The sequence below is a fragment of the Kribbella sp. NPDC048915 genome, from assembly GCF_040649595.1.
Classification (GTDB): Bacteria; Actinomycetota; Actinomycetes; order Propionibacteriales; family Kribbellaceae; genus Kribbella.
Genome location: NZ_JBEZFT010000028.1, coordinates 38,718 through 62,887, shown reverse-complemented (window position 1 = coordinate 62,887; position 24,170 = coordinate 38,718). Strand labels below are relative to the sequence as shown.

Genomic DNA, 24,170 nt, shown 5'->3' with positions numbered 1-24,170 from the left:
CGATGAAGCGAGTCTGGTACGTCGCCTACGGATCCAATCTCGCGCTCGGACGGTTCCGGTGTTACCTCGCCGGCGGACGCCCGGTCGGCGGTGCGCGCGTCTATGCGGGCTGCCGTGATCGCAGCGATCCCGCGCGGATGGAGCGAGCTCTCGTCCCCGGCGGCCTGATGTTCGCCGGGGCCTCCACGGTGTGGGGCGGCGGTTCGGCCCTCTTCGATCCGGCCACGGCCGGTCAGGTCGCCGCGCGGGCGTACCTGCTGACACCGGATCAGGTCGGCGACGTCGCGGCGCAGGAGATGCGCCGCGAGCCGGGCGGCCGGTTCGCGCGGGACGTCGCGTCGGTGCTGCCGGACGTCGAGGAGTCCCACACCATGGGTCCTGGACGCTACGAGACCGTCGTCCGGCTGGGGGAGCGCGGCGGTGCCCCGATGTTCACCGTCACGCACGACAGCGCTGGTGATCTCGATCCGGTCGCCCCCACAGCGCCGTACCTCCGCTGGATCGCCACCGGCCTCGCCGAGGCCCACGGCTGGGCCATCCATCGGGTGGTCGAGTACCTGCACGCGGCGCCGGGCGTCCGGTTGGGATGGACGCCCGGCGCTCTGCGGTCGGCTCTTGACGCCTTCCAGGACTCAGCGCTTGATCGCGGTGCAGGTGGCGCTGGCTGACTTGGTCGGGTCGCTCTCCGAGGTCGCGGTGAGGGTGATCTTGCCGATCGGGCCGGCACCCGCCTTGGTGTGGACGGGGACCGTCACCTGCTGGCCTGCGTTCGCGGTGGCGAGCGCGTTCGGCAGGGCGATCGGCCAGCCGTTGCTCTTGGCCGACAGCCGGTAGACGTCACCCTGCACGTACTGCGCGACGTCCTCGGGCTGCGTGGACGACGTCCCTGCCTTGCCGGTGTTGGTCAGCTTGAAGCTGCAGGTCTGGACGCCGTTGCGGTCCGGCTTCGCGACCGTCGGCAGCAGCCGTACGCCGCGCTTCTGCGGACCGGATCCGTCGAGCGAACGGATCGCGACCGTGTAAAACAGCACGCCCTGGCCGTCGCGGTGCACATCGGTGATGTAGAAGTGCAGCCGGTTCGCGGTGTCGGTGTACTCGTACTCGCTGCCCGAGTTCGTCCCGGCGTGGAACAGCGCGTCCGACAGCTGGCGGTAGTCGCCGATCGTGATCGGGACCTTCGTGCCGTCGGGCAGCACGTAGTCGGTCATGTTGATGTCCTGCGGGTTCGCGTCGATCACCCACTCGAACGGCGAACGGTCCTGGTTCTTGGTCTTCGCGAGCAGGACGCCGGAATCCGGCGTGAACGAGTCGGCACCCATCCGGTCGACCACCTCGACGGTGTAGTTCTGGTACCCGCCGCCGTCGCACATCGGATCCTCCGCCGGGTTGCACGACGGGCTCAGATCGCCGGCGCCGCCGAGCTCGACGTTGACGCCGGCCAGATCCTTGGACCCCTGCTGCGCGCTGCGCGCCTTGACCTTGGCGATCACCACGCCGGATCCCGCGAGCGCCTCGCGGGACAGGCGCAGGACGTTCTGCTCGTCGACCATCTGCAGCTTGATCTTGTTGCGCAGCATGTGTTGCGCGCCCATCGACGCGCCACCGGTCGCCGGGATCATCCAGCGGCTGTGTGGACCGCCCGGGCCGTTGAAGCTGCCGCGGCTGAGCATCTCCCAGATGCCGGAGTACGAGCGCCGCGGCGGGACGCCGTACGGGTTGTTGTAGTTGTCGCCGATGCCGAGGATGTGGCTGAACTCGTGCGCGAACACGCCCATCCCGGAGCTCTCCGCCTGCGTCGACGAGCCGCCGCCGGCGTTCGGCCAGATTGCTGCGCCGGCCGCCCAGGACGTCCAGTCGACGTACCGGGTGTCCGACCAGTTCGGCAGCGCCGGGTCCGGCGGGCCGAAGTCGTCGGTGACGTCCTGCTTGGTCGGGAACTTCATCATCCCGAACTCCTGCCAGGTCGACGACTCGTCCTGACCGGCGCTGAGGAAGAACACGAAGTCGTAGCCGGCCGGTACCTCGGGACCCTGATCGGCGACCCAGGCCGCGTTGCCGTCGGTACGGATGTTCCGGTTGCAGTTGTCGCCGGCCGGGCAGCTCTCCCCGCCCTGGAACTCCATCGCGTACTCGTGCGACTTGCCCGGCAGCCGGTACGGGCCGAACGCGGTGAGGTCGACGCCGTACCGGCCGCCGGAATCCTCCATCCAGTACTCGTGCAGCGTGTGACCGTGGTTCAGCGGCTGCGGCTTGTTGAGGAAGTCGCGGTAGAACGTGGCGACCTGGGCACGCGGTACGCCGTTCGCCGCCGCGCTCGGATTGCCGAACACCGTCGAGCCCTTCGGCTGGGTGACGACGAAGTCCTGGTTCGGGTAGTCGAGCAGCACCAGCGCACCCTTGAACGTGCGCTGCGAACCCTTCACGTCGGGGTTCGCCCAGTCGGTGCCCGGTGGTTTGACGTAGTCGTCCCACGTCATGTGGTCCGGGTTCTTCCAGTTCTGCGGGTCGATCGGCCCCGGCAACCCCGACGACAGGGTCTTCGCGACGCGGGCCTGCGGGCCCGACTCCTGCCAGGGCTGCTGCTGCGGCCAGTGCGGATACTGCCAGGCGTTCGCCGGATCCGGCGGAGCACTCGGCGAAGCCAGCGCCACCGATGGCACCGACACGGCCGCCAGCACGGCGACCAATTGCACAACACGACGTAACTTCCGTTGCTCAGACACGGGCGGGCATCCGATCACGAGGCGGGACAGGGGCGGCACAACGGGAACCAGCCATGAGCATGCCCTCTCCACACCCCTGACACAACCGCACCCGTGTCGCCGACACGGTCGCTGCTGGCGCCGTCCAACGACTGGGCGGGAGACAGCATGGGAGGAGACTGTATACAGTATGGTGGCATCTTCTGATGTGGATGGAGGTTACCCATGTACTCGGTCACCGATCCGGCGCGCGGGGTGTTGGTGGAGGAAGTGGCGAACTCGACGGAGGAGGAGGTGCGGGCGGCGGTCGGGCGGGTGCACGCGGCGTACCCGGACTGGCGACGGCGGCGGGTGTCGGACCGCGCCGCGATCGTCGCGCGAGCGGCGGATCTGTTCGAACAGCGGGCGGACGAACTGGCCGCGATCATGACGCTGGAGATGGGCAAACGGGTCAACGAGGGCCGCGGCGAGATCGGGATCGTCGTCGACATCTTCCGGTACTACGCCGAGCACGGACCGGCGCTGCTCGCTGACGAACCGATCGACATCAGGGGTGGCAAGGCGGTCATCACCAAGGGCCCGATCGGCGCGCTGCTCGGGATCATGCCGTGGAACTTCCCCTGCTACCAGGTCGCCCGGTTCGTCGCGCCGAACCTCGTGCTGGGCAACACGATCCTGCTCAAACACGCGTCGATCTGCCCGCGGTCCGCGCGCGCGATCGAGGAGATCCTGCACGCGGCCGGCGTACCGGCGGATGTGTACGTGAACACGTTCGCGTCCAGTCGGCAGATCCCCGCGATCCTCGCCGACCCGCGGATCGCCGGCGTCTCGCTGACCGGCAGCGAACAGGCCGGGATCGCGGTCGCCGCGGAGGCCGGCAAGAACCTGAAGAAGACCGTGCTCGAACTGGGCGGTTCCGACCCGCTGATCGTCCTCGACACCGACGACCTGGACGAAACGGTGAACGCGACCGCGACCGCGCGGATGCGCAACTGCGGTCAGTCGTGTAACGCGCCGAAGCGGATGATCGTGCTCGCCGATATCTACGAGGAGTACGTCGACCGCCTGGTCAAGCGTGTGACGGAGTACTACGTCCCCGGTGACCCGGCCGACCCTGGGACCAGGCTGCCGCCGCTCGCCTCGATCGCCGCCGCCGACGAGGTCGCCGCACAGGTCGCGAAGGCGGTCGAGCAGGGCGCCACGCTGCGCGCGGGCGGGAAGCGGATCACACCCGGTGCGTACCTCGAGGCGACGGTGCTCACCGACGTGACTCCGGCCATGGATGCGTACTACGAGGAGATCTTCGGGCCGGTCGTGATCGTCTTCCGCGCGGACGACGAGGACCACGCAGTCGAGCTCGCGAACGACACGCCGTTCGGGCTCGGCGCGTCGGTGTGGGGCACGGACCCGGAGCGGAACCGTCGCGTGGCCGACCGGATCGACGCGGGCATGGTGTACATCAACCGCGCCGGCGGATCCCAGGCCGACCTCCCGTTCGGCGGCATCAAACGCTCCGGCCTCGGCCGCGAACTCGGGCCCGCCGGCATCGAGGAGTTCATGAACAAGAAGTCGATCCGCCTCGCCTGAGTCGGGTGACAGGAAGCGGTCAGCGGGCCTTGCGGGGAGGTGAGCGGCGGCAGGGTGGAGGTGAGACACTCCGCGAGCGAGAGCGATGCCGATGAGCTTCCAGCAGTTGCCGCCCCCGCAGGGCATGCCGTACCCGGGCCCGCCGCCGACGCTGCCGAAACCCCCGCGCCGGCGCACTGACGATCCGCCTGCCGTTGCCCTGGGCAACGCTTCGTTGCTGGGCCTGGGTTACTTCCTGGCCCGCCGCCCGTTCTTCGGGTTCCTCGGCCTGGCGGGTACGACGGTACTTCTCGTGCTGATGTACCAGCGCAAGGATGCGGCGTACCAGTTCGCCCTACTCGGCTGGGGACTGCTGCAGGTGGTGCACGGGTACTTCCTGGCTGCCCGGAAGTCCGATCGGAAGTCGAGCATTCCGAAGCGCATCGTCGCGGCCGTGGTCACGCTCGCCGTCGTCGGTACCGCGATCTTCCTGAAACGCGGCGCGGCCGCCGTCGAGGACGAGGTGACGGCGGCGCGCGAGGCGGGGAGGTGCGTCGAGGTGGTGCAGGCCCAGGGGAGGGTCTGGTTCGGTGACCGGCTCGTCGCGGGACGGGCGATGGAGCGCGGCGACCGCGACGCCGAGATCTGCGGCACGCTGAGCAACGCCGAGGGCTTGCTCTACACGGCGACGCAGGAGAACGACACCATGGCGCTCCGGGAAGCGTACGAGATCCTGGACGACGTGGCGGGCGATCCACGGCACCAGCAAACGGCGGGCGCCGCCATGGATCGGTTCGTCAAAGACCTGCAGGCGATGAAGCCGTGCCCGAAGACCGATCTCACGGCGTGGCTGGGCGCGCGGAAGCTGACCCACAACGTGCTCGACCGTGGGAACGCCGTCGTGGCGCGGATCGAGCCGAACGCCTTGCTCGCCTGCGCGGACAGCTACGCCTCGCAGGACGAATGGCAGAAGGCGCTCACGACATATCAGCGGTTGGTCAGCAGTTACCCCAAGGCCAAGCAGTCGGCGCGCGCCCGCGCGGGCATCACCCGGGCCGTGCTTGCTCTCGAGCTCGAGAACGTCCGTGACCTGATCACAAGCGGCGACTACTGCTCGAGGCCCGCGCGGTACAGCGGCGCCAAGCCGTTCGGCCGGGGGTACAACCCGGCGATCTTCCTCGGGGAAGGTACTGACCACATCGACCAGTTGCCGGCGGGCTGGAAACTCAGCGATCCGTATCGCGCGAAGATCGTGGTCTGCACCGGGGAGGAGGGGCTCGGTGCTGCGACGAGGACGTGCCCGTACGTTCCGGAGAACAGCCCGTACGGTCCGGTGACCCAGGTGACCTTCCGGAAGGTGACGGTCCCGGTGCGGGTGTACGAGCTCCGGACCGCTCGCCTCGTGCTGAGCACCACGTTGAGCATCTCCGGTGAGAGCTGCCCGTACTACCTCAGCAACTGGTACTCCGGGGACCGGACCAGAGCTGTCACACCCAGCAATGCCCAGGTTCAGGCGGCGTTCCGCCCGCTGCTGTTCCGCTGAGTCGGCAGCGGGCGGGGGTCAGGAGTTGCCGCGGTCGCAGGCGACGCCGTCGCCGTTGTGGTCCAGTGCGGCCGAGTAGCCAGGCTGGCCGCGGTACAGCGGCGCCTTACCGGCCGCGCGGGCCTCGGCGCACGACCGGAACGTCACGGCGGTCGTGGTCGCCGGTGCGGCGGTCGCCGTTGCCGTGGTCACCCGTGCCGTGGTCGGCTGGGTCCGCGTGGTCGTGGGCGCTTGGGTCGGCGCGGACGTCGCCTTCGACGGCGGTGCTGACGTCGGGGATGTCGGCCGCTCGGTGGGCTCGTTCGCGGTCGGGCTCGCCTCGGTCCGCTGTGGAGTGACCGATCCGGGCGTCCCCGACGGCGCGGTGGTCGGCGTGGCCGCCGCGCTCGCCGGCGGCGAAGTGGTCCGGCCGAAGAGCGGTACGGTGCCTGCGGTGTCGTTGCCGTCGCCGAACGGATTCGCCAGCACCAGCGCGATCAGCGCCAGCGGTACGCCCGCGATCGCGCCGACCTTCACCCGGCTCGGTCCGCCGTACCGGCCGATCGGGCCGCGGACCGGGCGACCGGCCTCGTCGACCCAGAAGGCCCATCCGCGGGGTGCGGGCGGCCATGATTCCGGCGGGCGCCAGCCCTTGTCGGGACGCCAGCGGGCGGTCGGCGGGTCGGGCCAACCGGGCGGTGCGTTGAACTGCCTCACTGTTCCTCCCCCAGTCGCGGCAGCAGCTTACCGAGGTGCCGCGACCAGTAGGTGCAGGAGGGGCCGAAACCCTAACAAATCAAGCGTTTGCGCGCCGCCGGGCCCCCGGTCCGGGCCGCGGTACGGCGTCCCGCGCGGACCGCACCGGATGGCCGGCGGCGCAGTGCAGTTCGGTGTGCACCGGTGAGCCGCAGTCGCGGTGGTGGACGGTGAGCGGCGACCCCTCGGGTCCGCTCAGGTACTTGTCGCCCCAGTCGCGGATCGCGATCAGGATCGGGTACAGATCGAGGCCGCGTTCGGTCAGGCGGTACTCGTACCGCTGCCGCGCCCCCGGTTCGCGGTACGGCGTACGACGCAGGATGTCGTGCTCGACCAGCTTCGCGAGCCGGTTGGACAGCACCTGGCGGGGGATGTCGGTGCGGACTCGCAGATCGTCGAACCGGCGGATGCCGCTGAACACCTCCCGCAGCACCACCACCGTCCAGCGCTCGCCGAGGATCTCCATGGTCCGGCCGATCGGGCAGTTGTCCACCGACCAGTCCAGCGGGTTGTACGTCGTACTGCTCATAGCCGCATCGTAGTGAGGGCTAGGTCTCGTTGACAGACCCAAGTCCGGATGTGAGGCTCGATCCATGACCCAGCAGGAGTTGCAGACCGCGCAGGACACCAGGAGCCGGACCTTCACCTGGAGCGATCCGGCCGCGACCGCGGCGCAGGTCGGCCGCTCGTCGGGGCTGGAGATGCTGCAGGCGATGCGCGACGGCCTGCTGCCGGCGCCGCCGATCCTGCACCTGGTCGGCGGTGCCGCGATCGAGGTCGAGGAGGGCAAGGTCAGCGTGCTGATGCCGGTGGCCGAGTTCCACTACAACCCGCTCGGCACCGTGCACGGCGGCGTCATCGCGACCCTGCTCGACACCGCCGCCGGCTGTACCGTGCATTCGACGCTTCCGGCCGGGGTCGGCTACACGTCACTCGACCTGATGACCCGCTTCGTCCGGCCGGTCACGATCGCATCGGGTCTGCTGCGGTGCGAGGGCGGGATCATCAGCCGCGGTCGTCGTACGGCGGTCGCCGAGGCGCACCTGTACGACGACCGCGGCAAACTCCTCGCCCACGCAACGTCGAACTGCTTGCTGTTCGACCTGCCTCAGGCCTGAGCGTTCTGCTGAGCGAGCAGCTTCTCGCTCGCGACCAGCCGGACGCAGGTGGCCAGGCCGACCATCGCCGACTCGACCTCGGGCAGCTCCGGGAACGTCGGCGCGATCCGGATGAACGAGTCGGTCGGGTCGTCGCCGTACGGGTGCGTCGCACCGGCCGGCGTGATCGCGATCCCGGCCGCCTTGGCCTTCGCGACCACCTCGCGGGCGCAGCCCTCCGGAACCTGCAGGCTGACGAAGTACCCGCCGGCCGGTGTCGTCCAGGTGGCGAGCCCGGTGCCGCCCAGCTCGGCGCTGAGGATCTTCTCCACGGCGTCGAACTTCGGCCGGATCAGCTCGGCCAGCGTCCGCATGTGCTCGCGCAGACCCTCGGCGTCGCGGAGGAACTGCACGTGCCGGAGCTGGTTGATCTTGTCCGGGCCGATGCTGCGCTTGACGGTGTGGCTCAGCCACCACTCGATGTTCGCGGGCGACGAGCCGAAGAACGCCACCCCGGCGCCGGCGAAGGTGATCTTCGAGCTCGAGCCGAAGACGAACGGCCGGTCCGCGTTCCCGTGCTCGGCGCTGAGCGCGAGGATGTCGGCCAGCTGCGCGGGGGAGTCGGTCAGGTGGTGGACGGCATACGCGTTGTCCCAGAAGATCCGGAAGTCCGGCGCCGCGGTCGGCATCGCGGCGAGCCGGCGGACCGTCTCGTCGGAGTACACGGTGCCGTCGGGGTTGCTGTACTTCGGCACGCACCAGATGCCCTTGACCGAGGCGTCCTCGGCGACCAGCCGCTCGACGACGTCCATGTCCGGCCCGTCGGGCGTCATCGGTACCGGGACCATCTTGATACCGTACCGCTCGCAGATGCCGAAGTGCCGGTCGTACCCCGGCACCGGGCAGAGGAACGTGATGCCCTCGACGTCGACCCAGCGCTGCTCCGCGCCCGGGACGGTGCCGAGCAGCGCGAACACGATCGCGTCGTGCATCAGCTCGAGGCTCGAGTTCCCGGCGGCGACCAGCTGGTCGACCGGCACCTGCAGGTCCGGGGCGAAGATCGCCCGCACCTCCGGCAGACCGGTCAGCCCGCCGTAGTTGCGCAGGTCGGTCCCGTCCGCGCCGACCGGGTCACCGCTCAGGTTGAGCACCCCGTTCGCCGCGTCGAGCTGCTTGGGCGAAGGCTTCCCCCGGGTCAGATCCAGCTTCAGGCCCTCGGCCACCAGCGCCTCGTAATCCCGGCGCGCACGCTCGACCTGCCCGACCAGCTCATCCACACTCACGGGGGAGTCCTTTCACAAGTACTAGGTGTAGGCCCCCAGCCTAGTCAGCCCCGTTTGCACTTGGGGTAGCGCGGGTCCCATGGTGGACAGGTGGGGAAGCCGGGCGGGGGCTTGATGGTCGGGGGAGTGCCCGGTGGGACCGGCGGTGTGATCGTGGGCGGTACCGGGGGCGGCGTGGGCTTGGCCTTGCTGCCGTTGGAGATGTAGAGCAGGACCGTGGAGCCTTCGGGGGCGCCGTCCTCCTGGCGCGGGTTGGTCCAGGCGACCGTGCCGTCGGGGGCGTCGGAGTCGACGCGCGGGCCGTGGTCCATCTGGGTCTTGAAGCCCATCGACGCGAGTTTCGCGGCCGCGTCCGCCGGGGTCATGCCCTTGAGGTACGGCAGGTCCTTCACGTCGCCGCGGATGATCTTGTCGTCGGGGCGGACGAACTTCGTGGTCGGCAGGCCGGTCAGCGCGGCGCGCATCGCGTCCTCCCAGATCGGCCCGGCGGTGCCGGATCCCGAGGCGTCCCGGAGCGTCTTGCCGTTGAAGATCTGGTTGATCATGTTCTTCGCGGGCGGGTCGGCGTCGGCGACCACCGAGGCGGCGGCCAGCTTCGAGGTGTAGCCGGCGAACCAGACCGCCTTGTTCTCGTCGGTCGTACCGGTCTTGCCGGCCAGGTCGCTGGTACCGAACTTCAGCTTGCCGCCGGTGCCGTCCTTCTCCATGACCGCCTGCAGCACGTAGTTGACGCCGTCCGCGACGCTCGGCGACAGCACCCGGTGGCAGTTCGGCCCCGGGGTCGGGATCGGCTTACCGGTCTTCAGCGAGGTCACCGACGTGATGATCTGCGGGTTGCAGTACATCCCGCGGGCCGCGAACGTCGCGTAGGCGTTCGCCAGCATCACCGGCGTGATCAGACCCGCCGAGCCGAGCGTGAACGAAACGACCTGCTCCAGCGGCTTCATCGTCTGGGCGTCGTACATGCCGAGCTTGTCCGCGACGGTCGCGATCGGGCACAGACCGATCTGTCGCGACAACTGCAGGAAGTAGGTGTTGGTCGAGGCCTTCGCCGCCTGCACCATCGACGGATCGATGACCGTCCTGGTCGAGTTCTTCGGGTTGTACGAATCCACCGACGTCGGACCGTTGCAGGTACTGAAGTTCTGGCCGCCGAGGCTGATGGTCTGCGGTGACCGGATCCGGTACGTCGTCGGCACGCCCTTGCCGATCGCGGCGGCGATCGTGAAGGCCTTCATCGTCGACCCGTTCTGGAACCCGCCGAAACCGCCCGGGTAGGACTTCTCGACGTTGTAGTTGTACGCCGTCTGACCCTTCTTCGCGCCGTACTGCCGGCTCTGCGCCATCGCCTTCACCAGACCGGTGCCGGGCTCGACCAGGGTGATCGCGGCAACGACCTGGTCGGTCGCCTTGGAATGCTTGCGGATCGCGGCGTCGGCGGCGGCCTGCGCCTTCCGGTCGAGCGAGGTCTTGACCACGATGCCCGAGGTCTCGATGTAGTTCTCGCGCTCCTCCGGAGTCTTCCCGAACGCGTTGTTCGCCTTCAGTTTCGCGACGACGTACTCGCAGAAGAACGGGTACGTCGAGTTCGCGCAGCCGCTCGGGATGACCCGGACCTTCGCCAGGTCGATCACCGGCGTCTTGATCGCGTCCGCGGCCTGCTTGGCGGTGATGATGTTCAGTTCCTGCATCCGGCGCAGGACGACGTCGCGGCGGGCCTTGGCGCGCTTCGGATTGTCGATCGGGTCGTAGCCGGTCGGGTTCTTCACCAGGCCGGCCAGCATCGCCGCCTGCGGCAGGTTCAGCTTGGCCGCGTGCACGCCGTAGTAGTGCATCGCCGCGGCCTCGATACCGTACGAGCGGTCGCCGAAGAAGGCGAGGTTCAGGTAGCGGTTGAGGATCTCGTTCTTGCTGACTTCCTTCTCGACCGCGATCGCGTAGCGCAGTTCGGCGATCTTGCGCTCATAGGTCTCGGCGGTGGCCTGCCGGACCTCCTCGGGTGTGCGCGCCTTGTTGATCAGGCTCAGCTTCACGTACTGCTGGGTGATGCTCGAGCCGCCCTGCTGGACGCCGCCGGAGGTCTGGTTGCGCAGCAGCGCGCGGAGCGTGCCCTTGAAGTCGAGCGCGCCGTGCTCGTAGAACCGGTCGTCCTCGATCGCGACGATCGCCTTCAGCATGATCGGGCTGATCTGCTTCAGCGTCACCGGCGTCCGGTTCTGCTGATACAGCGTGGCGATCGTCTTGCCCTCGGAGTCCTGGATGATCGACTTCTGCGCCAACGGCGCCGTCTGCAGGTCCTGCGGCAGGTACTGGACGGTGTCGTGCGCCTTCGCCGTGGTGACGCCGGCGAGTCCCGCGAACGGCAACGCCAGTCCCGCGACCAGCGCTCCGGAGAGCAGGCTGACCCCCAGGAACACGAACACCGACCACACGACGTTGGGCCGCTTGGCCCGCCGTTCGCCTCTGTGCATGGTTGGGCAGGTTACGTGAGGACGGTGCCTTCCGGGAGTCTCCTCGTTACGGAATTTACACATTCACCCAACGATCTCACCCTCTGTAGTCACGATTTCACTACGAAGTACCAGTACCTGTCCAACTGATCGGGGGAGCGCGGCGTCACACCACCATCAGACGCAGCACGGGGACAAGGGGGAACCGGGGATGAAGCGCTGGGGAGCAGGGACCGCGGCCGTCGGGGTTGCGGCGATGGTGTTGTCGGGAGTGTTGTCGTCGGCGTCGGCGTCGGCGGCGGCGAACGCGGGGGTCGCGCGTTCGGCCGGGGTGAGCGCGAGTACGGCGAGTACGGTGAGCTCGCCGTACTTCGGGACGCGGTACTTCAACTGTTATCCGGAGTACGGCTGTGCCGCGTCGGCGGTACTGCCGAAGAACTGGCGGGCGATCCGGCTCGGGACCGATCACTACCGGTTCGCCGACCGGACGGCGCCGCGGATGATCCGGATCCGGATGAACCTCCGGGAAGAGATCAGCACCGCGGCCGCCGCGCAGCGTAAACAGGCCGCGTTGCGGGGTACGCCGGGATTGAAGGTCCTGAGCCGCCGCACGACCACGATGAACGCGGGCCAAGGACCGTTGACGATGACAACGCTCGTCTATACGTATCGGCAGGGATCGACGACGCGGTGGGTCGCCACGCGGTACCTCGGAATGTGGGGCATGACAACGCCGAACGTCGAGCTGACCGTCGGCGGCCGGCTGCCAGACCGGGCTCTGCTCACCAAGGTGCTCGCCAAGGCAACAACATCGATCACCCTGGCAGGCTGAACAGTCGCACACTGCCGCGCCCGCTGGGGGAGCCCTAGATGATTGATGCCCGGCCCGAAGGTGTGCACGCTCGACAGTTCGTGTGGTGCGGGGCGGGTGTGTTCGGGGTCTGATTCACGCTCAGCTGTGGCCTCTGGCACGGGAGACGTCCTGTCGACCTGACACGCGCCACACGCCACACGCCACACGCGTCCTCGGCTCCACCACCCTACGACCACCGAATCCAGACCAGGCCATGCATCAATCATCTAGGGGCGGAGCAGAACCTTGAGGGCGGTGCGGTCGTCCATTGCGCGGTAGCCGTCTGCGGCGTCGGTGAGGTCGAGGGTGCGGTCGAACACTTTGCCGGGGGCAACGGTGCCGTCGAGAATTCCGGGGAGCAACCGCTCGATGTACGCGCGGGCCGGTGCGGGGCCACCGGTCAGGGTGATGTTGGACAAAAAGGACAATCCGAACCCGAGCGGCAGTTGCTCGTACTGCGGGACGCCGACGCGGCTGATCACACCACCTGGGCGGACAAGCCGGCGGCCTGTTCGTACGCCGGGTAGTGCCCGACGGCCTCGAGTACTACGTGCGTACCGTCGCCGCCGGTGAGTTCGCGGACCTTCGCGATCCCTTCCGCTCCGCGCTCGGGGACCACGTCCGTGGCGCCGAACTCGACCCCGAGGTCGGTGCGGTCCTTGTGCCGGCCCATCAGGATGATGCGCTCGGCCCCGAGTTGCCGTGCGGACAGGACGGCGAGCAGGCCGACCGCGCCGTCGCCGATCACCGTGACCGAGGTCCGCGCCGACACGCGGCCCGTGAGCGCGGCGTGGTACCCGGTCCCGTACACGTCGGACAGCGTCAGCAGCGACGGAAGCAGTGCGGGATCCACCGCGCCGGGCACAACGAACAGTGTGCCGTCCGCTTGCGGTACCCGGACCGCTTCCGCCTGGCCGCCGCCGACGCCGTTCGCGTTCCAGAAGCCGCCGTGCCGGCATGACGTGTGCAGGCCTTCGCGGCAGAAGTCGCAGGTGCCGTCCGACCAGGCGAACGGCGCGATGACGAAATCGCCTTTCCGGATCGTCGTGACGTCCCGTCCGACGTCCTCGACGACGCCCACGAATTCATGGCCGATGGTGCGCCCGTCCGGTGTCGCGGGCAGGTCAAGGTACGAGTGCAGATCCGAACCGCAGATGCAGGACTGGGTCACGCGCACCACGGCGTCGGTGGGTTCTTGAACGGCCGGGTCCGGTACGTCGATGACGCGCACGTCTCCGGCGCCGTAGATGTAGGTAGCTCGCATGCCCCCAGTGAAGGAGGCGGAGGGCCCTCGCGGCAGTGCCTGTTGTTACAGGTACTGCCAGTGCCTCCCTCCTACTGGGACCGGATCGTAGGCTGGACGCCATGGACCATCGGGCCGAGATCAAGGAGTTCCTCAGCTCGCGGCGTGCGCGGCTCACTCCGCTGCAGGCCGGTCTGCCCGCGTACGGCGGCAATCGTCGCGTGCAGGGGCTGCGCCGCGAGGAGGTCGCCTTGCTGGCCGGTGTCTCGGTGGACTACTACGTGCGGATGGAGCGCGGAAACCTCGCCGGTGCGTCGGACAGTGTCCTGGAGGCGCTGGCCCGGGCGCTGCAGCTCGACGAGGCCGAACGCGACCACCTGTTCACACTCGCCCGCGAAGCTGATGCCCAGCCGGCCCGCCGGCGATCGCCGGCCAAACGCCTGCGGCCCGAGTTGCAGCAGGTGCTGGACGCGATCACCGACGTACCGGCACAGATCCGCAACGACCGCCTCGATGTTCTGTCGGCGAACAGCCTCGCCCGCGCGCTGTACGCCGACATGTTCGCCGACCCGCGGCCGAACATCGCCCGGTTCACCTTCCTCCACCCGGCCGCGCGGGACCTGTTCGGGGACTGGAGCCGCGCCGCCGACGACGTCGCCGCGATCCTGCGGCTGCAGGCGGCGAAGAATCCGCACGACAAGGCGTTCGTCGAACTGATCGGCGAGCTGTCGACCCGCAGCGACGACTTCCGGACCCGGTGGGCGTCCCACAACGTGCGCTTCCACCGCTCCGGCCGCAAACGCATGCACCATCCGGTCGTCGGCGACCTCGAGCTCGACTTCCAGGCGATGGACATCCCGTCCGATCCCGGCCTGGTCATGGTCGTCTACACCGCACCCGCCGGCAGCGCCACCGCCGACGCGTTCAAACTCCTGGCCAGCTGGGAGGCGACCCAGGAATCTGTCTGAGCACGTCCGGGAGGTTGCCGAGGACAACCAGCCGCTTGGTCGCGCGGGTGATCGCCACGTAGAGGTCGGACAGACCGCGGTCCGACTCGGCGACGATGCCGGCCGGATCGGCGATCAGCACCGTGTCGAACTCCAGCCCTTTCGACTGCGCGACGTCGTACAGCGCGACCGCGCCGTCGAGGACCGACGGGTCGTGGCCGTGGGCCACCGCGGGCAGTGCGGCCGCGAACTCGTCGTACCGCGCCGCCGGGACGATCACCGCGAGCCGGCCGTCGCCGAGCTCCTTGCGTTCGAAGGTGATCGCGGTCCGGACAGCGTCGGTGAGCGCGGCCGCGGGCACCGGATCGATGTACGGCTCGACGCCGGTCTCCCGGACCGAGGCCGGCGGTTTCCGGGTCGGGTCGATCGCGGTGAGAACGCCGGCGGCGACGGCCATGATCTCGGTCGGCGTGCGGTAGTTCACGGTCAGCTCGGCGGTCCGCCAGCGACCGGGCGCGTAGTGGCCGAGCAGCTCCGCCCAGGACCGGACCCCGGCGGCCGAGCCGGTCTGCGCGATGTCGCCGACGATCGTCATCGACCGGCGCGGGCAGCGCCGCATCAGCATCCGCCAATCCATCGCGGACAGTTCCTGAGCCTCGTCGACGATCACGTGGCCGAACCGCCACGACCGGTCGTTCACCACACTGGCGGCGCTCGGGTCCGGCAGGGCGAACACGCGGGTCCGCTGCGCGATCAGGTCCCGGAACTGCTCGATCTCCCACGGCTCGACCGTGATCCGCTCGGCAGTCAGCTCGATGTCGACCACGCCGGATGCGTACTTCCGGCTCTCCTCGACCGCCGCCGCTTCCTCGGCGGCACGCCGCTTGCGCCCGACCACGACCTCCGCGGTGTCGCCGAGCAGCTCGGCCGCCTCGTCGAGCAGCGCGGCGTCCGACGGGGTCCAGTCGGCGTCGAGCGGGCGCAGTACGGCGGAACGCTCCGCCTGGGTCAGATGCGGCGCCGCGGCCGCGAGCCGGTCGTCGGACGAGAACAACAGCGACACCAGTAGTTGCGGCGTGAGCTCGGGCCACAGGCGGTCGAGAACCTCGAGGACCTGATCCTCCTGGAACAGCTCGTGCTGAAGGTCCTCGACGTCCGCCTCCCCGACGTACTGCGGTCCGATCCGGCGGACCACCTGATCGGTGAGCGCCGCCAGAATTCGCCGGACGAAGAGCGGGCGAGCCCGGTTGTGCAGTGGCTGCGCCGAGAGCGCCGCCTGCTGCGCCTTGCGGATCGTGGCCGGCCGGAGCACCAGCTCGTCCTGGTCGACCTTCAGCCGGATCGGCTCGGCCGGGACGATCCGGAAGCCGGCGATCGCCCGGTCGATCACCTCGGCCATCGCGAGGCTGCCCTTGATCCGCGCGGCCTCGGCCGATTCCGGCGCGGTCGCGACGACCCCCGGGAACAGCTCGCCGATCGTCGCCAGGACGACGTCGTTCTCGCCGAGTGAGGGGAGGACCTGGTCGATGTAGCGCAGGAACGTGGTGTTCGGCCCGACGATCAGTACGCCGGAGCGCCCGAGTTGCTCGCGATGCGTGTAGAGCAGGTACGCGGCCCGGTGCAGCGCTACGACGGTCTTGCCCGTGCCCGGACCGCCCTGCACCACCAGTGCGCCGCGGAGCTCCGATCGGATGATCTCGTCCTGTTCCGACTGGATCGTCGCCACGATCTCGTTCATCCGGCCGGTCCGGTTCGCACCGAGTGAGGCGAGCAGCGCCGCCTCGCCGATCAGCGTGCTGCGCTCGCCGTCGTCGATCGCGTCGGCGTCCAGCAGGTCGTCGTCGACACCCACCACGGTCCGGCCGTGCAGCCTGATGTGCCGCCGCCGCTTGACGCCGAGCGGAGCGGCGGCGGTGGCCCGGTAGAACACCTGCGCGACCGGTGTCCGCCAGTCGATCAGCAGCGGGTTGTAGTCGTCGTCGAACAACCCGATCCGGCCGATGTGGTACCGCTCGCCGCCGATCTCGTCGATCCGGCCGAAACACAATCCGCGTTCCACCGACGACAATTGCGAGAACCGCCCGGAATACAGCTCGGTGAACGACTCGCGTTCCGACCAGGCCTGATCCGTTCCGGTGGTTTTCTCGCCCTGTACCCGTCCCAACTCGCTCCGTGCCTGCTCCCGCAGTACGTCGAGCCGCTCGTACATGTCCGTCACTTCGCCTTGTTCTGCGGCGATCTCCTGCTCCAGCACGGCTGCCCCCAAAACTCTTGTCAATGCCGGAATCACCTGATATTCTGAATTCAGAAGCCCCGGAGAGGGCTTCTTTTCATGTACCGACACAAACACCTGACGGTACTCTTTCCGGCGCCCGGTGGCAATCCCCGGACGAATTCAGCGCTGCTGCAGAACGCGCGCGATCACGTCGGTGATCATGCTCCGCGGAATGTGGCGGTGAGCAACGAAATGACGGTAGAAGAACGGACTGGTGAGCAGGTCCGTGGTCAGTTCGGGGTCGCTGTCCGGCGGTAGCTCGCCGCGGTCACGACCACGCTGCAGCACCGTCAGCAGCGGTTCGCGGCGGCGGTTCGTCAGGTCGGTGTGCAGTTGCGAGAGCGCGGGATCGCGTTCGGCGGCGTCGATGAACGCCGCCAGCAGGCGCGGCTGCCGCGGCTGAAGGAGTGGGCGTACGCCGGGGTGCTGATCAACATGGCCGGCGCGGCCGCGTCGAACGCCGCCACACACCAGTACACCGGGATGATCGCCCCCGCCGCGTTCGCCGTTCTGGCGCTCGCGTCGTGGGCGATCCGTCCCCGGAGCAGGAGACTCTGAGGGCTACCGGCTGAAGCCCGCGGTCAGGCCGCTGAGCAGTTGCTTGCGGCTGACGGCGTACAGAATGACGATCGGCAGCGTGGTCAGCACGACCGACGCGAGGACCGCCGGGACGTTCACGCTGTACTGGCCCTGGAACGTCCACAGTGCCAGCGGGAGCGTGCGCTTGTCGGGGCTCTGGGTCAGGATCAGCGGGAGCAGGAAGCCGTTCCAGACGCCGAGGCCGTTGTAGATGCCGACCGTGACGAGCGCGGGCCGGGTCAGCGGCAGTGCGAGACTGCGCAGCATGTTCCACTCGGTCGCGCCGTCGACCCGCATCGACTCGAACAGTTCCTTTGGTACGTCGCGGATGAAGTTCGTCAGCACCAGCACCGACAGCGGGATCGAGAACGCGATCGACGGCAGGATCAGCGCCAGCAGGCTGTCGTACAGGTGCATCCGGATGATCAGCAGGTACACCGGGATGATCGTGGCCTGCAGCGGGATCGCCAGCCCCATCAGGAACAGCCCGTTGACGCCGGCCAGGAACTTGCTGCCGGCGCCACGGATGATCGCGTACGCCGCCATGAACGAGATTGCCACCGCCGGGACGATCGTGCCCGCGGCGACGATGACGCTGTTCAGGAAGTACCGCGGGAAGTCCGACTCGACGACCAGCTTGTAGTTGTTCATGGTCGGCTCGGCCGGCAGCGCGAACGGGTTCTGGGTGAAGTACGCGCTCTGGTCCTTGAAGCTGGTGACCACGATCCAGTACAGCGGGATCAGCACGACGCCGAGCCAGATCCAGCCGGCCAGACCGCCGAACCAGTTCAGCCGGAGCAGCTTGTAGGCACGGCTCGGACGGCGGCTGACCGTCCGGGGCGCGGTGGTCGTGCCACTGGTTGCGACTGCCATGTCATGCCCCTTCCTGCTGGCTGGCCGTCGTACTGCCGCCGAGTCTGCGCAGGAACAGCGCGAGTCCCAGGCCGAGCAGCACGATCAGTGCCGCGATCACGCTGGCCGGGCCCATCTGGTTGGACATGAAGCCTCGCTGGTACATGTCGAGGGCGAGCACGCTGGTGGCGTCACCGGGGCCGCCCGCGGTCAGGACGAAGATCAGGTCGAAGAACGTCAGCGACCCGACCACCATCAGCGTCGACGACGTGATGATCGTGTACTTCAGCTGCGGCAGCGTGATGCTGAAGAACTGGCGCACCCGGCCGGCGCCGTCGATCGACGCCGCCTCGTACATCGTGGTCGGGATCTGCCGGACGCCACCTTGGTAGATCAGCGAGTGGAACGGGATGAACTGCCAGGACACGATGAAGATCACCACGGCGAGCGCGAGGTCGCCCCGACCGAGCCAGTCCTGGGTCAGGATCTCCAGGTGCAGACCCGGTCCGAGCCCGAAGTTCGGGTCGAGCAGCGCCTTGTAGGTGATCGCGATCGCGGCGGAGCTGAGCAGCAGCGGGATGAAGAACAGCACCGCGAGGAACGCGCGGTACCGCTGCCGCCCGGCGAGGAACGTGCCGAGCAGCAGGCTGAGCGGGGTCTGCACGAGCCACGACAGGATCATGATCTCGAACGTCACCCAGATGGTGTGCGGAAGCTGGGAGTCGGTGAGCACCGATTTCCAGTTCGACAGCCCGGCGGGGTGGATCGCGCCGAGGCCGTCCCACTGGGTGAAGCTCAGCGCGAGCACACCGACCAGCGGGACGACCCCGAACATGACGAACAGCAGCAGCGCCGGCAACACCATCCATGCCACCGGCCCGCTCCGCCCCACCCCGGACGCGGGCCTGTTCTGCACGCTGCCCGGTGTGACGGGCGGAGCGGTCGAAGTCACTGGCCGATCACCGCGTTCATGTTGGTGGCGAACTGCTGCGGGGAGATCGACAGCTGGAACAGCTTGGCGATGTTGTCGAGCAGGGTCTCGGCCTGCGTCGGGCTGAGCGCCTGGTCCCAGGACTGCTGGAAGCTCTTCGCGTTCGCCGCGGTGTCGTAGACGAAGTTCAGCCAGGCGTTGTCGTTCTTGTCGGTGACCGAGGGCAGCTTGTCCTTGGCGCTCTTCACGACCGGGATGCTGCCGGACTTCACCCAGGCGTCGACGGTCGCGTCGTCGAGGGTGTTGTTCGCGATGAACTTCTTCGCGGTCTGCTTCTCGCCGTCGGTGGCCTTGGAGGAGATCGACATGTACTGACCGGGGTTGCCGACGGTGTTGCTCGGGTCGCCCTTGCCGCCGTCGACCGGCGGGAAGTTCATGTAGCCGAGGTGCCCGCCGGTGACGAAGTCCTTGCCGTCGGCCTTCATCCCGCCGTACGTCCAGGCGCCGTGCAGCATCATTGCGGCCTTGCCGGTGTAGAGCAGCGCCTGGTCGGCGTTGGAGTCGGCGGTGATCGACGAGAAGCCCTTGACGAAACCGTTCGCCTTGATCAGCTTCTGCATTTCCTCGAGTGCCTTGATCGCCGACGGGTCGGACCAGCCGTCCTTCTTGCCGTCGTAGATGCTCTGGAACAGTTCGCTGCCGCCGATCCGGTCGAACAGGAACTCCAGCCACATCATCGAGGTCCAGCGGGACTGGCCGCCGAGCGAGAACGGCGCGATGCCCTTGTCGTTGAACTTCGGCACCAGGTCGAGGATGTCGCCCCACGACTGCGGCGGCTCGGCACCGATCTTCTCGAACGAGCGCTTGTCGTAGAACAGCACGATCGGTGTCACGGTCTCACCAGGAACCGCGTACAGCTTGCCGTTCACGGTCGCCGCGCCCCAGGCGGACGGGAAGATCGAGTCCTTCAGGGCCTTCTGCTCGGTGTTGATCCAGTCGGTCAGGTCCTCGACCTGGTTGGCCTCGACGTACGCCTTCAGGCCGCCGCCGCCCCAGCCCCAGATCAGCGTCGGGCCCTGGCCGGCGCCGATGGCGGTCTTGATCTTCTGCTTGAACGCGTCGTTCTGGAACTCGGTGGTCTTGATCTTGCTGTCGGGGTTCGCGTCGTTGAACCGCTTGACCTGCGCCTCGCGGATGGCTTGCTGCGGCTGACCGGTGAGGAACCAGTACGTCGCACCGCCGCCGGCGCCACCGGCACCGGTGGTCGATCCAGGCGTGGTCGTCGGGCCGGAACTACCGCAGGCGGCAAGGCCCGCAGCGAGTGCACCGCCACCGACCAGGCCGAGGAAACTACGCCGGGATGTCGTCATGGGATCCACAGTGATCTCCGTACTCCGTGCTGCCCCCACAGGTTGCGGAAGCACCTGCCGATATGACTTGTTTTCGAAACATAGGTTTCGGAGATTGGGCTGTCAAGACTTGAACCATTCGGATTTCCGGGTCACAGTGAGGTCACGCAATCCCTGCTCATACGAGCTATTCTGCGACTGCGTCGAGCGCGACGGATCGTGCCGGGAGGATCGAAAAGTTTTCGATAATTCCCTGCCGAAACGAAAGTTGACCAGAGGGAGTTTTCTTGTCCATCGAGACTGAGCGGCCGTGGCAGGACCGCACCCGGCCGGCCGCGGAGCGGGCCGATCTGTTGCTGGCGGCGATGACGCTGGAGGAGAAGATCGCCCAGCTCGGCAGCCGCTGGATCGGCAATGACATGGCCGACAGCGCACTGCCCGAGGACGAGACCATCAACGTCGCGCCGATGGAGGACGTGTTCTCGGCCGGCGACGCGCGCACGCTGGAGGACGCCAGTCGCGAAGGGCTCGGGCACCTGACCCGGGTGTGGGGCAGCTACCCGCAGACCGTCGAGGAGGGCGCCGCCGAGGTCGTCCGGCAGCACGAGGTCGTGCTGAAGGGATCCCGGCTGGGCGTGCCGGCGCTGGTCCACGAGGAATGCCTCACCGGCTTCACGACGTACGGTGCGACCGTCTACCCGGCGTCGATCGCCTGGGGGGCGACGTTCGACCCGGCGCTGATCGAGCGGATGGCGGCGGCGATCGGCCGCGACATGGCCGCGGCCGGTGTCCATCAGGGGCTGTCGCCGGTGCTCGACGTGGTTCGCGACTACCGCTGGGGTCGCGTCGAGGAGACGATCGGCGAGGATCCGTACCTGGTCGCGCTGCTCGGGTCGGCGTACGTGCGCGGACTGCAGAGCGCGGGGGTACTCGCGACGCTGAAGCACTTCGCCGGGTACTCCGCCTCGCGGGCCGGCCGTAACCACGGACCGGTGTCGATGGGGCGCCGCGAGCTGCTCGACATCATCCTGCCGACGTTCGAGACCGCGATCGCGACGGCGCGGGCGGGATCGGTGATGAGTTCGTACTCCGACATCGACGGACTGCCCGCGAGCGCGGACCCGTGGCTGTTCACCGACGTACTGCGTGACGAGTGGGGCTTCGAGGGCACGGTGGTGTCGGACTACTGGGCGGTGCCGTTCCTCGCCTCGATGCATCGGGTCGCCGCGAACGACGACGATGCCGGCGCGCTGGCGCTGACGGCCGGCACCGATGTGGAGCTGCCGGACACCGTCGGGTTCGCCGGTCTGCTGGACAAGGTGAAGTCGGGCGACCTGCCGGAGGAGCTGGTCGACCGGGCCGCCCGCCGTGTGCTGCTGCAGAAGATCCAGCTCGGCCTGCTCGACGAAGGCTGGACGCCGGCCGACTCTGTCCAGGCGGACGGTCTCGAGCTGGACTCGGCGGCGAACCGCGCGATCGCCGCGGAGCTGGCCGAGAAGTCGATCGTGCTGCTCGACGCCGGTTCGGTACTACCGTTGGCCGATCCAACGAAGATCGCTGTGGTCGGCCCGTGTGCCGACGATCCGCGGACGTTGCTGGGCTGCTACGCGTTCCCGAACCACGTGCTGCCGCGCTACCCGCAACACGGTCTCGGGGTCGGGATCGGCACACCGGTGGATGCCTTGCGCAACGAGTTCCCCGCGGCCGAGATCAGGTACGCGAAGGGCTGTGAGGTACTCGGCGACGACCGGTCCGCGTTTGCCGAGGCCGTTGCCCTGACCGAGGACGCCGAGCTGTGCGTCGCGTTCGTCGGCGACCTGTCCGGGCTGTTCGGGCACGGGTCGTCCGGCGAGGGCTGCGACGCCGAGGACCTGCGGCTGCCGGGTGTGCAGGCCGAACTGCTCGACGCACTGCTTGGCACCGGGAAGCCGGTCGTCGTCGTGGTGGTGTCGGGCCGGCCTTATGCGCTGGGCCTGTTCGCGGATCGGGCGGCCGGTCTCGTGCAGGCGTTCCTGCCGGGGCAGGAAGGTGCCGCGGCGATCGCGGGCGTCCTGAGCGGGAGGATCGTGCCGAGCGGCAAGCTGCCGGTGCAGATCCCGCGGCATGTCGGCGGGCAGCCCGGGACCTACCTGCAGCCGGCGCTGGGCAGTGTCGAGAGCGCGGGCATCAGCGGGCTGGAGACCCGGCCGCTCTATCCGTTCGGGTACGGAGCGTCGTACACGGACTTCACAGTCGCCGATCTCCGGCTGAGCGTGCCGGAGATCGGCAGCGACGGCGAGTTCACCGCCACGGTGCGGGTGACGAACACGGGCGACCGCGGCGGCGACGAGGTCGTGCAGCTGTACCTGCACGACGTTGTCGCCCGCGTCGCCCGGCCGCTGAAGCTGCTCACCGGGTTCGCTCGGGTGTCACTTGCGCCGGGTGCGGGGGCCGACGTCACGTTCCGCGTGCACGCCGATCGCACCGCGTACACAGGTCCCGACCTGCGCAGGATCGTCGAACCGGGCGACGTCGAGGTGCTGGCCGGTACGTCGTCGCAGGACCTGCCGTGTCGCGCAATGCTGCGGATCACCGGGGATGTGAGGGTGGTGGGGCACGACCGGGTGCTGACCACACCGGTGACGGTCGAGCCCGTGCCGCCCGCGGGGGCGGTTCGCGAGACAATCGACGCGACAACCGGCGAAAGGATCGGCGAGGATGGTGGAGGAGGGTGATGGAATGTCGCGGTTGAAGGGGCGCGTCACCCTGGCCACGGTGGCCGGGTCGGCCGGGGTCTCGGTCGCCACGGTTTCGAAGGTGCTGAACGGGCGCAGCGACGTCTCGCCGGCGACGCGCGCCCGCGTCCAGGAGGTGCTCGAGAAGCACGGGTACGTCGGTCGCCGGCCGGAGCCGGTCGAACACGACACCGTCGAGCTGTTCTACCAGGGTGTGCTGAACAGCTACTCGGTCGAGGTGATCCAGGGCGTGCTCGACGCAGGCGCCGCAGCCGGTGTCGAGGTCGTACTGAGCTCGCGGCCGCCGCACCCGAGCCGGCACTCCGCGGGCCGCGCGGCGCCGTGGGTGCGGGACCTGATCGCGTCCGGTCGACGTGCCGCGGTCGGCATCACCAGTGAGCTGTCCGACGCCGACCTGGCCGCGCTGTCCCGGGCCCGGCTGCCGCTGGTGATCATCGACCCCGCGGACGTCCCGCAGCCGGACGTGACGAGTGTCGGCTCGACGAACTTCGCGGGCGGCATGTCCGCGGCGCAGTACCTGCTCGACCTCGGGCACCGGCGGATCGCGTACATCGGCGGCCCGCCGACCTCGGCCTGTAACCAGGCCCGGATGAGTGGGTTCCGCAGCGCGATGGACGCGGTCGGCGCCGAGGTGCCCAAGGAGTACATCTGGCTGAGCAACTTCCTGTACGACGACGGCCTGGCCGGTGCCTCGATGATGCTCGACCTGCCGGAGCCGCCGACCGCGATCTTCGCCGGCTGTGACGAGGTCGCCGTCGGCGTCATGGAGGCCGCCCGCGCCCGTGGGCTGCGGATCCCGGACGACCTGAGCGTGGTCGGGTTCGACGACACACAGGTGGCACGGCTCGCGTCGCCGCAGCTGACCACGGTGAAGCAGCCGCTGCGCGAAATCGGTACGGTCGCGGTCCGGACGGCGTTGCAGCTGGCGGCCGGTGAGCCGATCGCCTCGCATCACGTCGAGCTCGCCACGACGCTGATCATCCGCGGCTCGGCCGCGCCGTACGGGCTGAAGTCGGTCGTGGCCTCCTGA

The 24,170-nt window shown here is 68.7% G+C and carries 21 protein-coding genes; 9 read left to right on the top strand and 12 right to left on the bottom strand.

Annotated features, from left to right (window positions below):
* The first annotated feature begins 2 nt into the window (after positions 1–2).
* Positions 3–668 carry a histone deacetylase gene (locus tag AB0B82_RS17000; protein WP_360168483.1) on the top strand — a complete coding sequence of 222 codons (666 nt, stop codon included), beginning with the start codon at positions 3–5 and terminating at the stop codon, positions 666–668.
* Here the strand turns inward: AB0B82_RS17000 and AB0B82_RS16995 are convergent.
* The gene (locus tag AB0B82_RS16995) at positions 633–2,693 is read right to left on the bottom strand and encodes a M6 family metalloprotease domain-containing protein (protein ID WP_360168480.1); all 2,061 of its coding nucleotides are present in this window, start codon (positions 2,691–2,693) and stop codon (positions 633–635) included. The genes AB0B82_RS17000 and AB0B82_RS16995 overlap by 36 nt on opposite strands.
* Before the next feature lie 234 nt (positions 2,694–2,927).
* Here AB0B82_RS16995 and AB0B82_RS16990 point away from each other — a divergent pair, with 234 nt between their 5' ends.
* Together AB0B82_RS16990 and AB0B82_RS16985 are read left to right on the top strand one after the other, a co-directional pair.
* Positions 2,928–4,289 carry an NAD-dependent succinate-semialdehyde dehydrogenase gene (locus tag AB0B82_RS16990; protein ID WP_360168478.1) on the top strand — a complete coding sequence of 454 codons (1,362 nt, stop codon included), beginning with the start codon at positions 2,928–2,930 and terminating at the stop codon, positions 4,287–4,289.
* A gap of 91 nt (positions 4,290–4,380) precedes the next feature.
* A complete protein-coding gene (locus AB0B82_RS16985; RefSeq protein WP_360168477.1) occupies positions 4,381–5,811 on the top strand; it encodes a hypothetical protein in 1,431 nt (476 codons plus the stop codon).
* 18 nt (positions 5,812–5,829) lie between these two features.
* On the opposite strand, the gene AB0B82_RS16980 is transcribed toward AB0B82_RS16985, so the two are convergent.
* Together AB0B82_RS16980 and AB0B82_RS16975 are read right to left on the bottom strand one after the other, a co-directional pair.
* The gene (locus AB0B82_RS16980) at positions 5,830–6,507 is read right to left on the bottom strand and encodes an excalibur calcium-binding domain-containing protein (protein ID WP_360168475.1); all 678 of its coding nucleotides are present in this window, start codon (positions 6,505–6,507) and stop codon (positions 5,830–5,832) included.
* A gap of 79 nt (positions 6,508–6,586) precedes the next feature.
* Entirely contained in the window at positions 6,587–7,075 is a 489-nt protein-coding gene (locus AB0B82_RS16975) for a helix-turn-helix domain-containing protein (protein ID WP_360168472.1), read from the bottom strand.
* 64 nt (positions 7,076–7,139) lie between these two features.
* On the opposite strand from AB0B82_RS16975, the gene AB0B82_RS16970 reads away from it, so the two are divergent.
* The gene (locus AB0B82_RS16970) at positions 7,140–7,664 is read left to right on the top strand and encodes a PaaI family thioesterase (protein WP_360168469.1); all 525 of its coding nucleotides are present in this window, start codon (positions 7,140–7,142) and stop codon (positions 7,662–7,664) included.
* On the opposite strand, the gene AB0B82_RS16965 is transcribed toward AB0B82_RS16970, so the two are convergent.
* Together AB0B82_RS16965 and AB0B82_RS16960 are read right to left on the bottom strand one after the other, a co-directional pair.
* Positions 7,655–8,926 carry an aminotransferase class I/II-fold pyridoxal phosphate-dependent enzyme gene (locus AB0B82_RS16965; RefSeq protein WP_360168466.1) on the bottom strand — a complete coding sequence of 424 codons (1,272 nt, stop codon included), beginning with the start codon at positions 8,924–8,926 and terminating at the stop codon, positions 7,655–7,657. The genes AB0B82_RS16970 and AB0B82_RS16965 overlap by 10 nt on opposite strands.
* Before the next feature lie 44 nt (positions 8,927–8,970).
* On the bottom strand, positions 8,971–11,397 hold the full coding sequence (locus tag AB0B82_RS16960; protein WP_360168463.1) for a transglycosylase domain-containing protein: 2,427 nt from the start codon (positions 11,395–11,397) through the stop codon (positions 8,971–8,973).
* A 190-nt stretch (positions 11,398–11,587) separates the two neighbouring features.
* Between AB0B82_RS16960 and AB0B82_RS16955 the strand changes: the two genes are divergently transcribed.
* Positions 11,588–12,208 (top strand): hypothetical protein, encoded by a 621-nt coding sequence (locus AB0B82_RS16955; protein WP_360168461.1) that lies wholly within the window; start codon positions 11,588–11,590, stop codon positions 12,206–12,208.
* A gap of 248 nt (positions 12,209–12,456) precedes the next feature.
* Here AB0B82_RS16955 and AB0B82_RS16950 read toward each other — a convergent pair whose 3' ends face one another.
* Both AB0B82_RS16950 and AB0B82_RS16945 read right to left on the bottom strand, forming a co-directional pair.
* A complete protein-coding gene (locus tag AB0B82_RS16950) occupies positions 12,457–12,711 on the bottom strand; it encodes a hypothetical protein (protein WP_360168458.1) in 255 nt (84 codons plus the stop codon).
* Positions 12,708–13,493 carry an alcohol dehydrogenase catalytic domain-containing protein gene (locus AB0B82_RS16945; RefSeq protein ID WP_360168455.1) on the bottom strand — a complete coding sequence of 262 codons (786 nt, stop codon included), beginning with the start codon at positions 13,491–13,493 and terminating at the stop codon, positions 12,708–12,710. The genes AB0B82_RS16950 and AB0B82_RS16945 overlap by 4 nt, the downstream gene beginning before the upstream one ends.
* Positions 13,494–13,594: 101 nt before the next feature.
* Between AB0B82_RS16945 and AB0B82_RS16940 the strand changes: the two genes are divergently transcribed.
* Positions 13,595–14,440 (top strand): helix-turn-helix transcriptional regulator, encoded by an 846-nt coding sequence (locus AB0B82_RS16940; RefSeq protein WP_360168452.1) that lies wholly within the window; start codon positions 13,595–13,597, stop codon positions 14,438–14,440.
* Here AB0B82_RS16940 and AB0B82_RS16935 read toward each other — a convergent pair.
* Together AB0B82_RS16935 and AB0B82_RS16930 are read right to left on the bottom strand one after the other, a co-directional pair.
* Positions 14,397–16,697: an ATP-binding domain-containing protein gene (locus tag AB0B82_RS16935; protein WP_360168449.1), complete on the bottom strand. Its 2,301-nt coding sequence runs from the start codon at positions 16,695–16,697 to the stop codon at positions 14,397–14,399. The genes AB0B82_RS16940 and AB0B82_RS16935 overlap by 44 nt on opposite strands.
* A gap of 117 nt (positions 16,698–16,814) precedes the next feature.
* The gene (locus AB0B82_RS16930) at positions 16,815–17,063 is read right to left on the bottom strand and encodes a TetR-like C-terminal domain-containing protein (protein WP_360168535.1); all 249 of its coding nucleotides are present in this window, start codon (positions 17,061–17,063) and stop codon (positions 16,815–16,817) included.
* Here AB0B82_RS16930 and AB0B82_RS16925 point away from each other — a divergent pair.
* Entirely contained in the window at positions 17,022–17,252 is a 231-nt protein-coding gene (locus AB0B82_RS16925; RefSeq protein WP_360168446.1) for a DoxX family protein, read from the top strand. The two genes, AB0B82_RS16930 and AB0B82_RS16925, sit on opposite strands and share 42 nt — an antisense overlap.
* 3 nt (positions 17,253–17,255) lie before the next feature.
* On the opposite strand, the gene AB0B82_RS16920 is transcribed toward AB0B82_RS16925, so the two are convergent.
* The 3 genes from AB0B82_RS16920 to AB0B82_RS16910 all read right to left on the bottom strand — a co-directional run bounded on the left by AB0B82_RS16920 (position 17,256) and on the right by AB0B82_RS16910 (position 20,426).
* On the bottom strand, positions 17,256–18,146 hold the full coding sequence (locus AB0B82_RS16920; protein WP_360168443.1) for a carbohydrate ABC transporter permease: 891 nt from the start codon (positions 18,144–18,146) through the stop codon (positions 17,256–17,258).
* A 1-nt stretch (position 18,147) separates the two neighbouring features.
* Positions 18,148–18,990 (bottom strand): sugar ABC transporter permease, encoded by an 843-nt coding sequence (locus tag AB0B82_RS16915; RefSeq protein ID WP_360168532.1) that lies wholly within the window; start codon positions 18,988–18,990, stop codon positions 18,148–18,150.
* Positions 18,991–19,073: 83 nt separating this feature from the next.
* Positions 19,074–20,426: an extracellular solute-binding protein gene (locus tag AB0B82_RS16910; protein WP_360168440.1), complete on the bottom strand. Its 1,353-nt coding sequence runs from the start codon at positions 20,424–20,426 to the stop codon at positions 19,074–19,076.
* Between the two features lie 266 nt (positions 20,427–20,692).
* Here AB0B82_RS16910 and AB0B82_RS16905 point away from each other — a divergent pair, with 266 nt between their 5' ends.
* Together AB0B82_RS16905 and AB0B82_RS16900 are read left to right on the top strand one after the other, a co-directional pair.
* Entirely contained in the window at positions 20,693–23,119 is a 2,427-nt protein-coding gene (locus AB0B82_RS16905; RefSeq protein WP_360168437.1) for a glycoside hydrolase family 3 N-terminal domain-containing protein, read from the top strand.
* Between the two features lie 4 nt (positions 23,120–23,123).
* Positions 23,124–24,170: a LacI family DNA-binding transcriptional regulator gene (locus tag AB0B82_RS16900; protein WP_360168434.1), complete on the top strand. Its 1,047-nt coding sequence runs from the start codon at positions 23,124–23,126 to the stop codon at positions 24,168–24,170.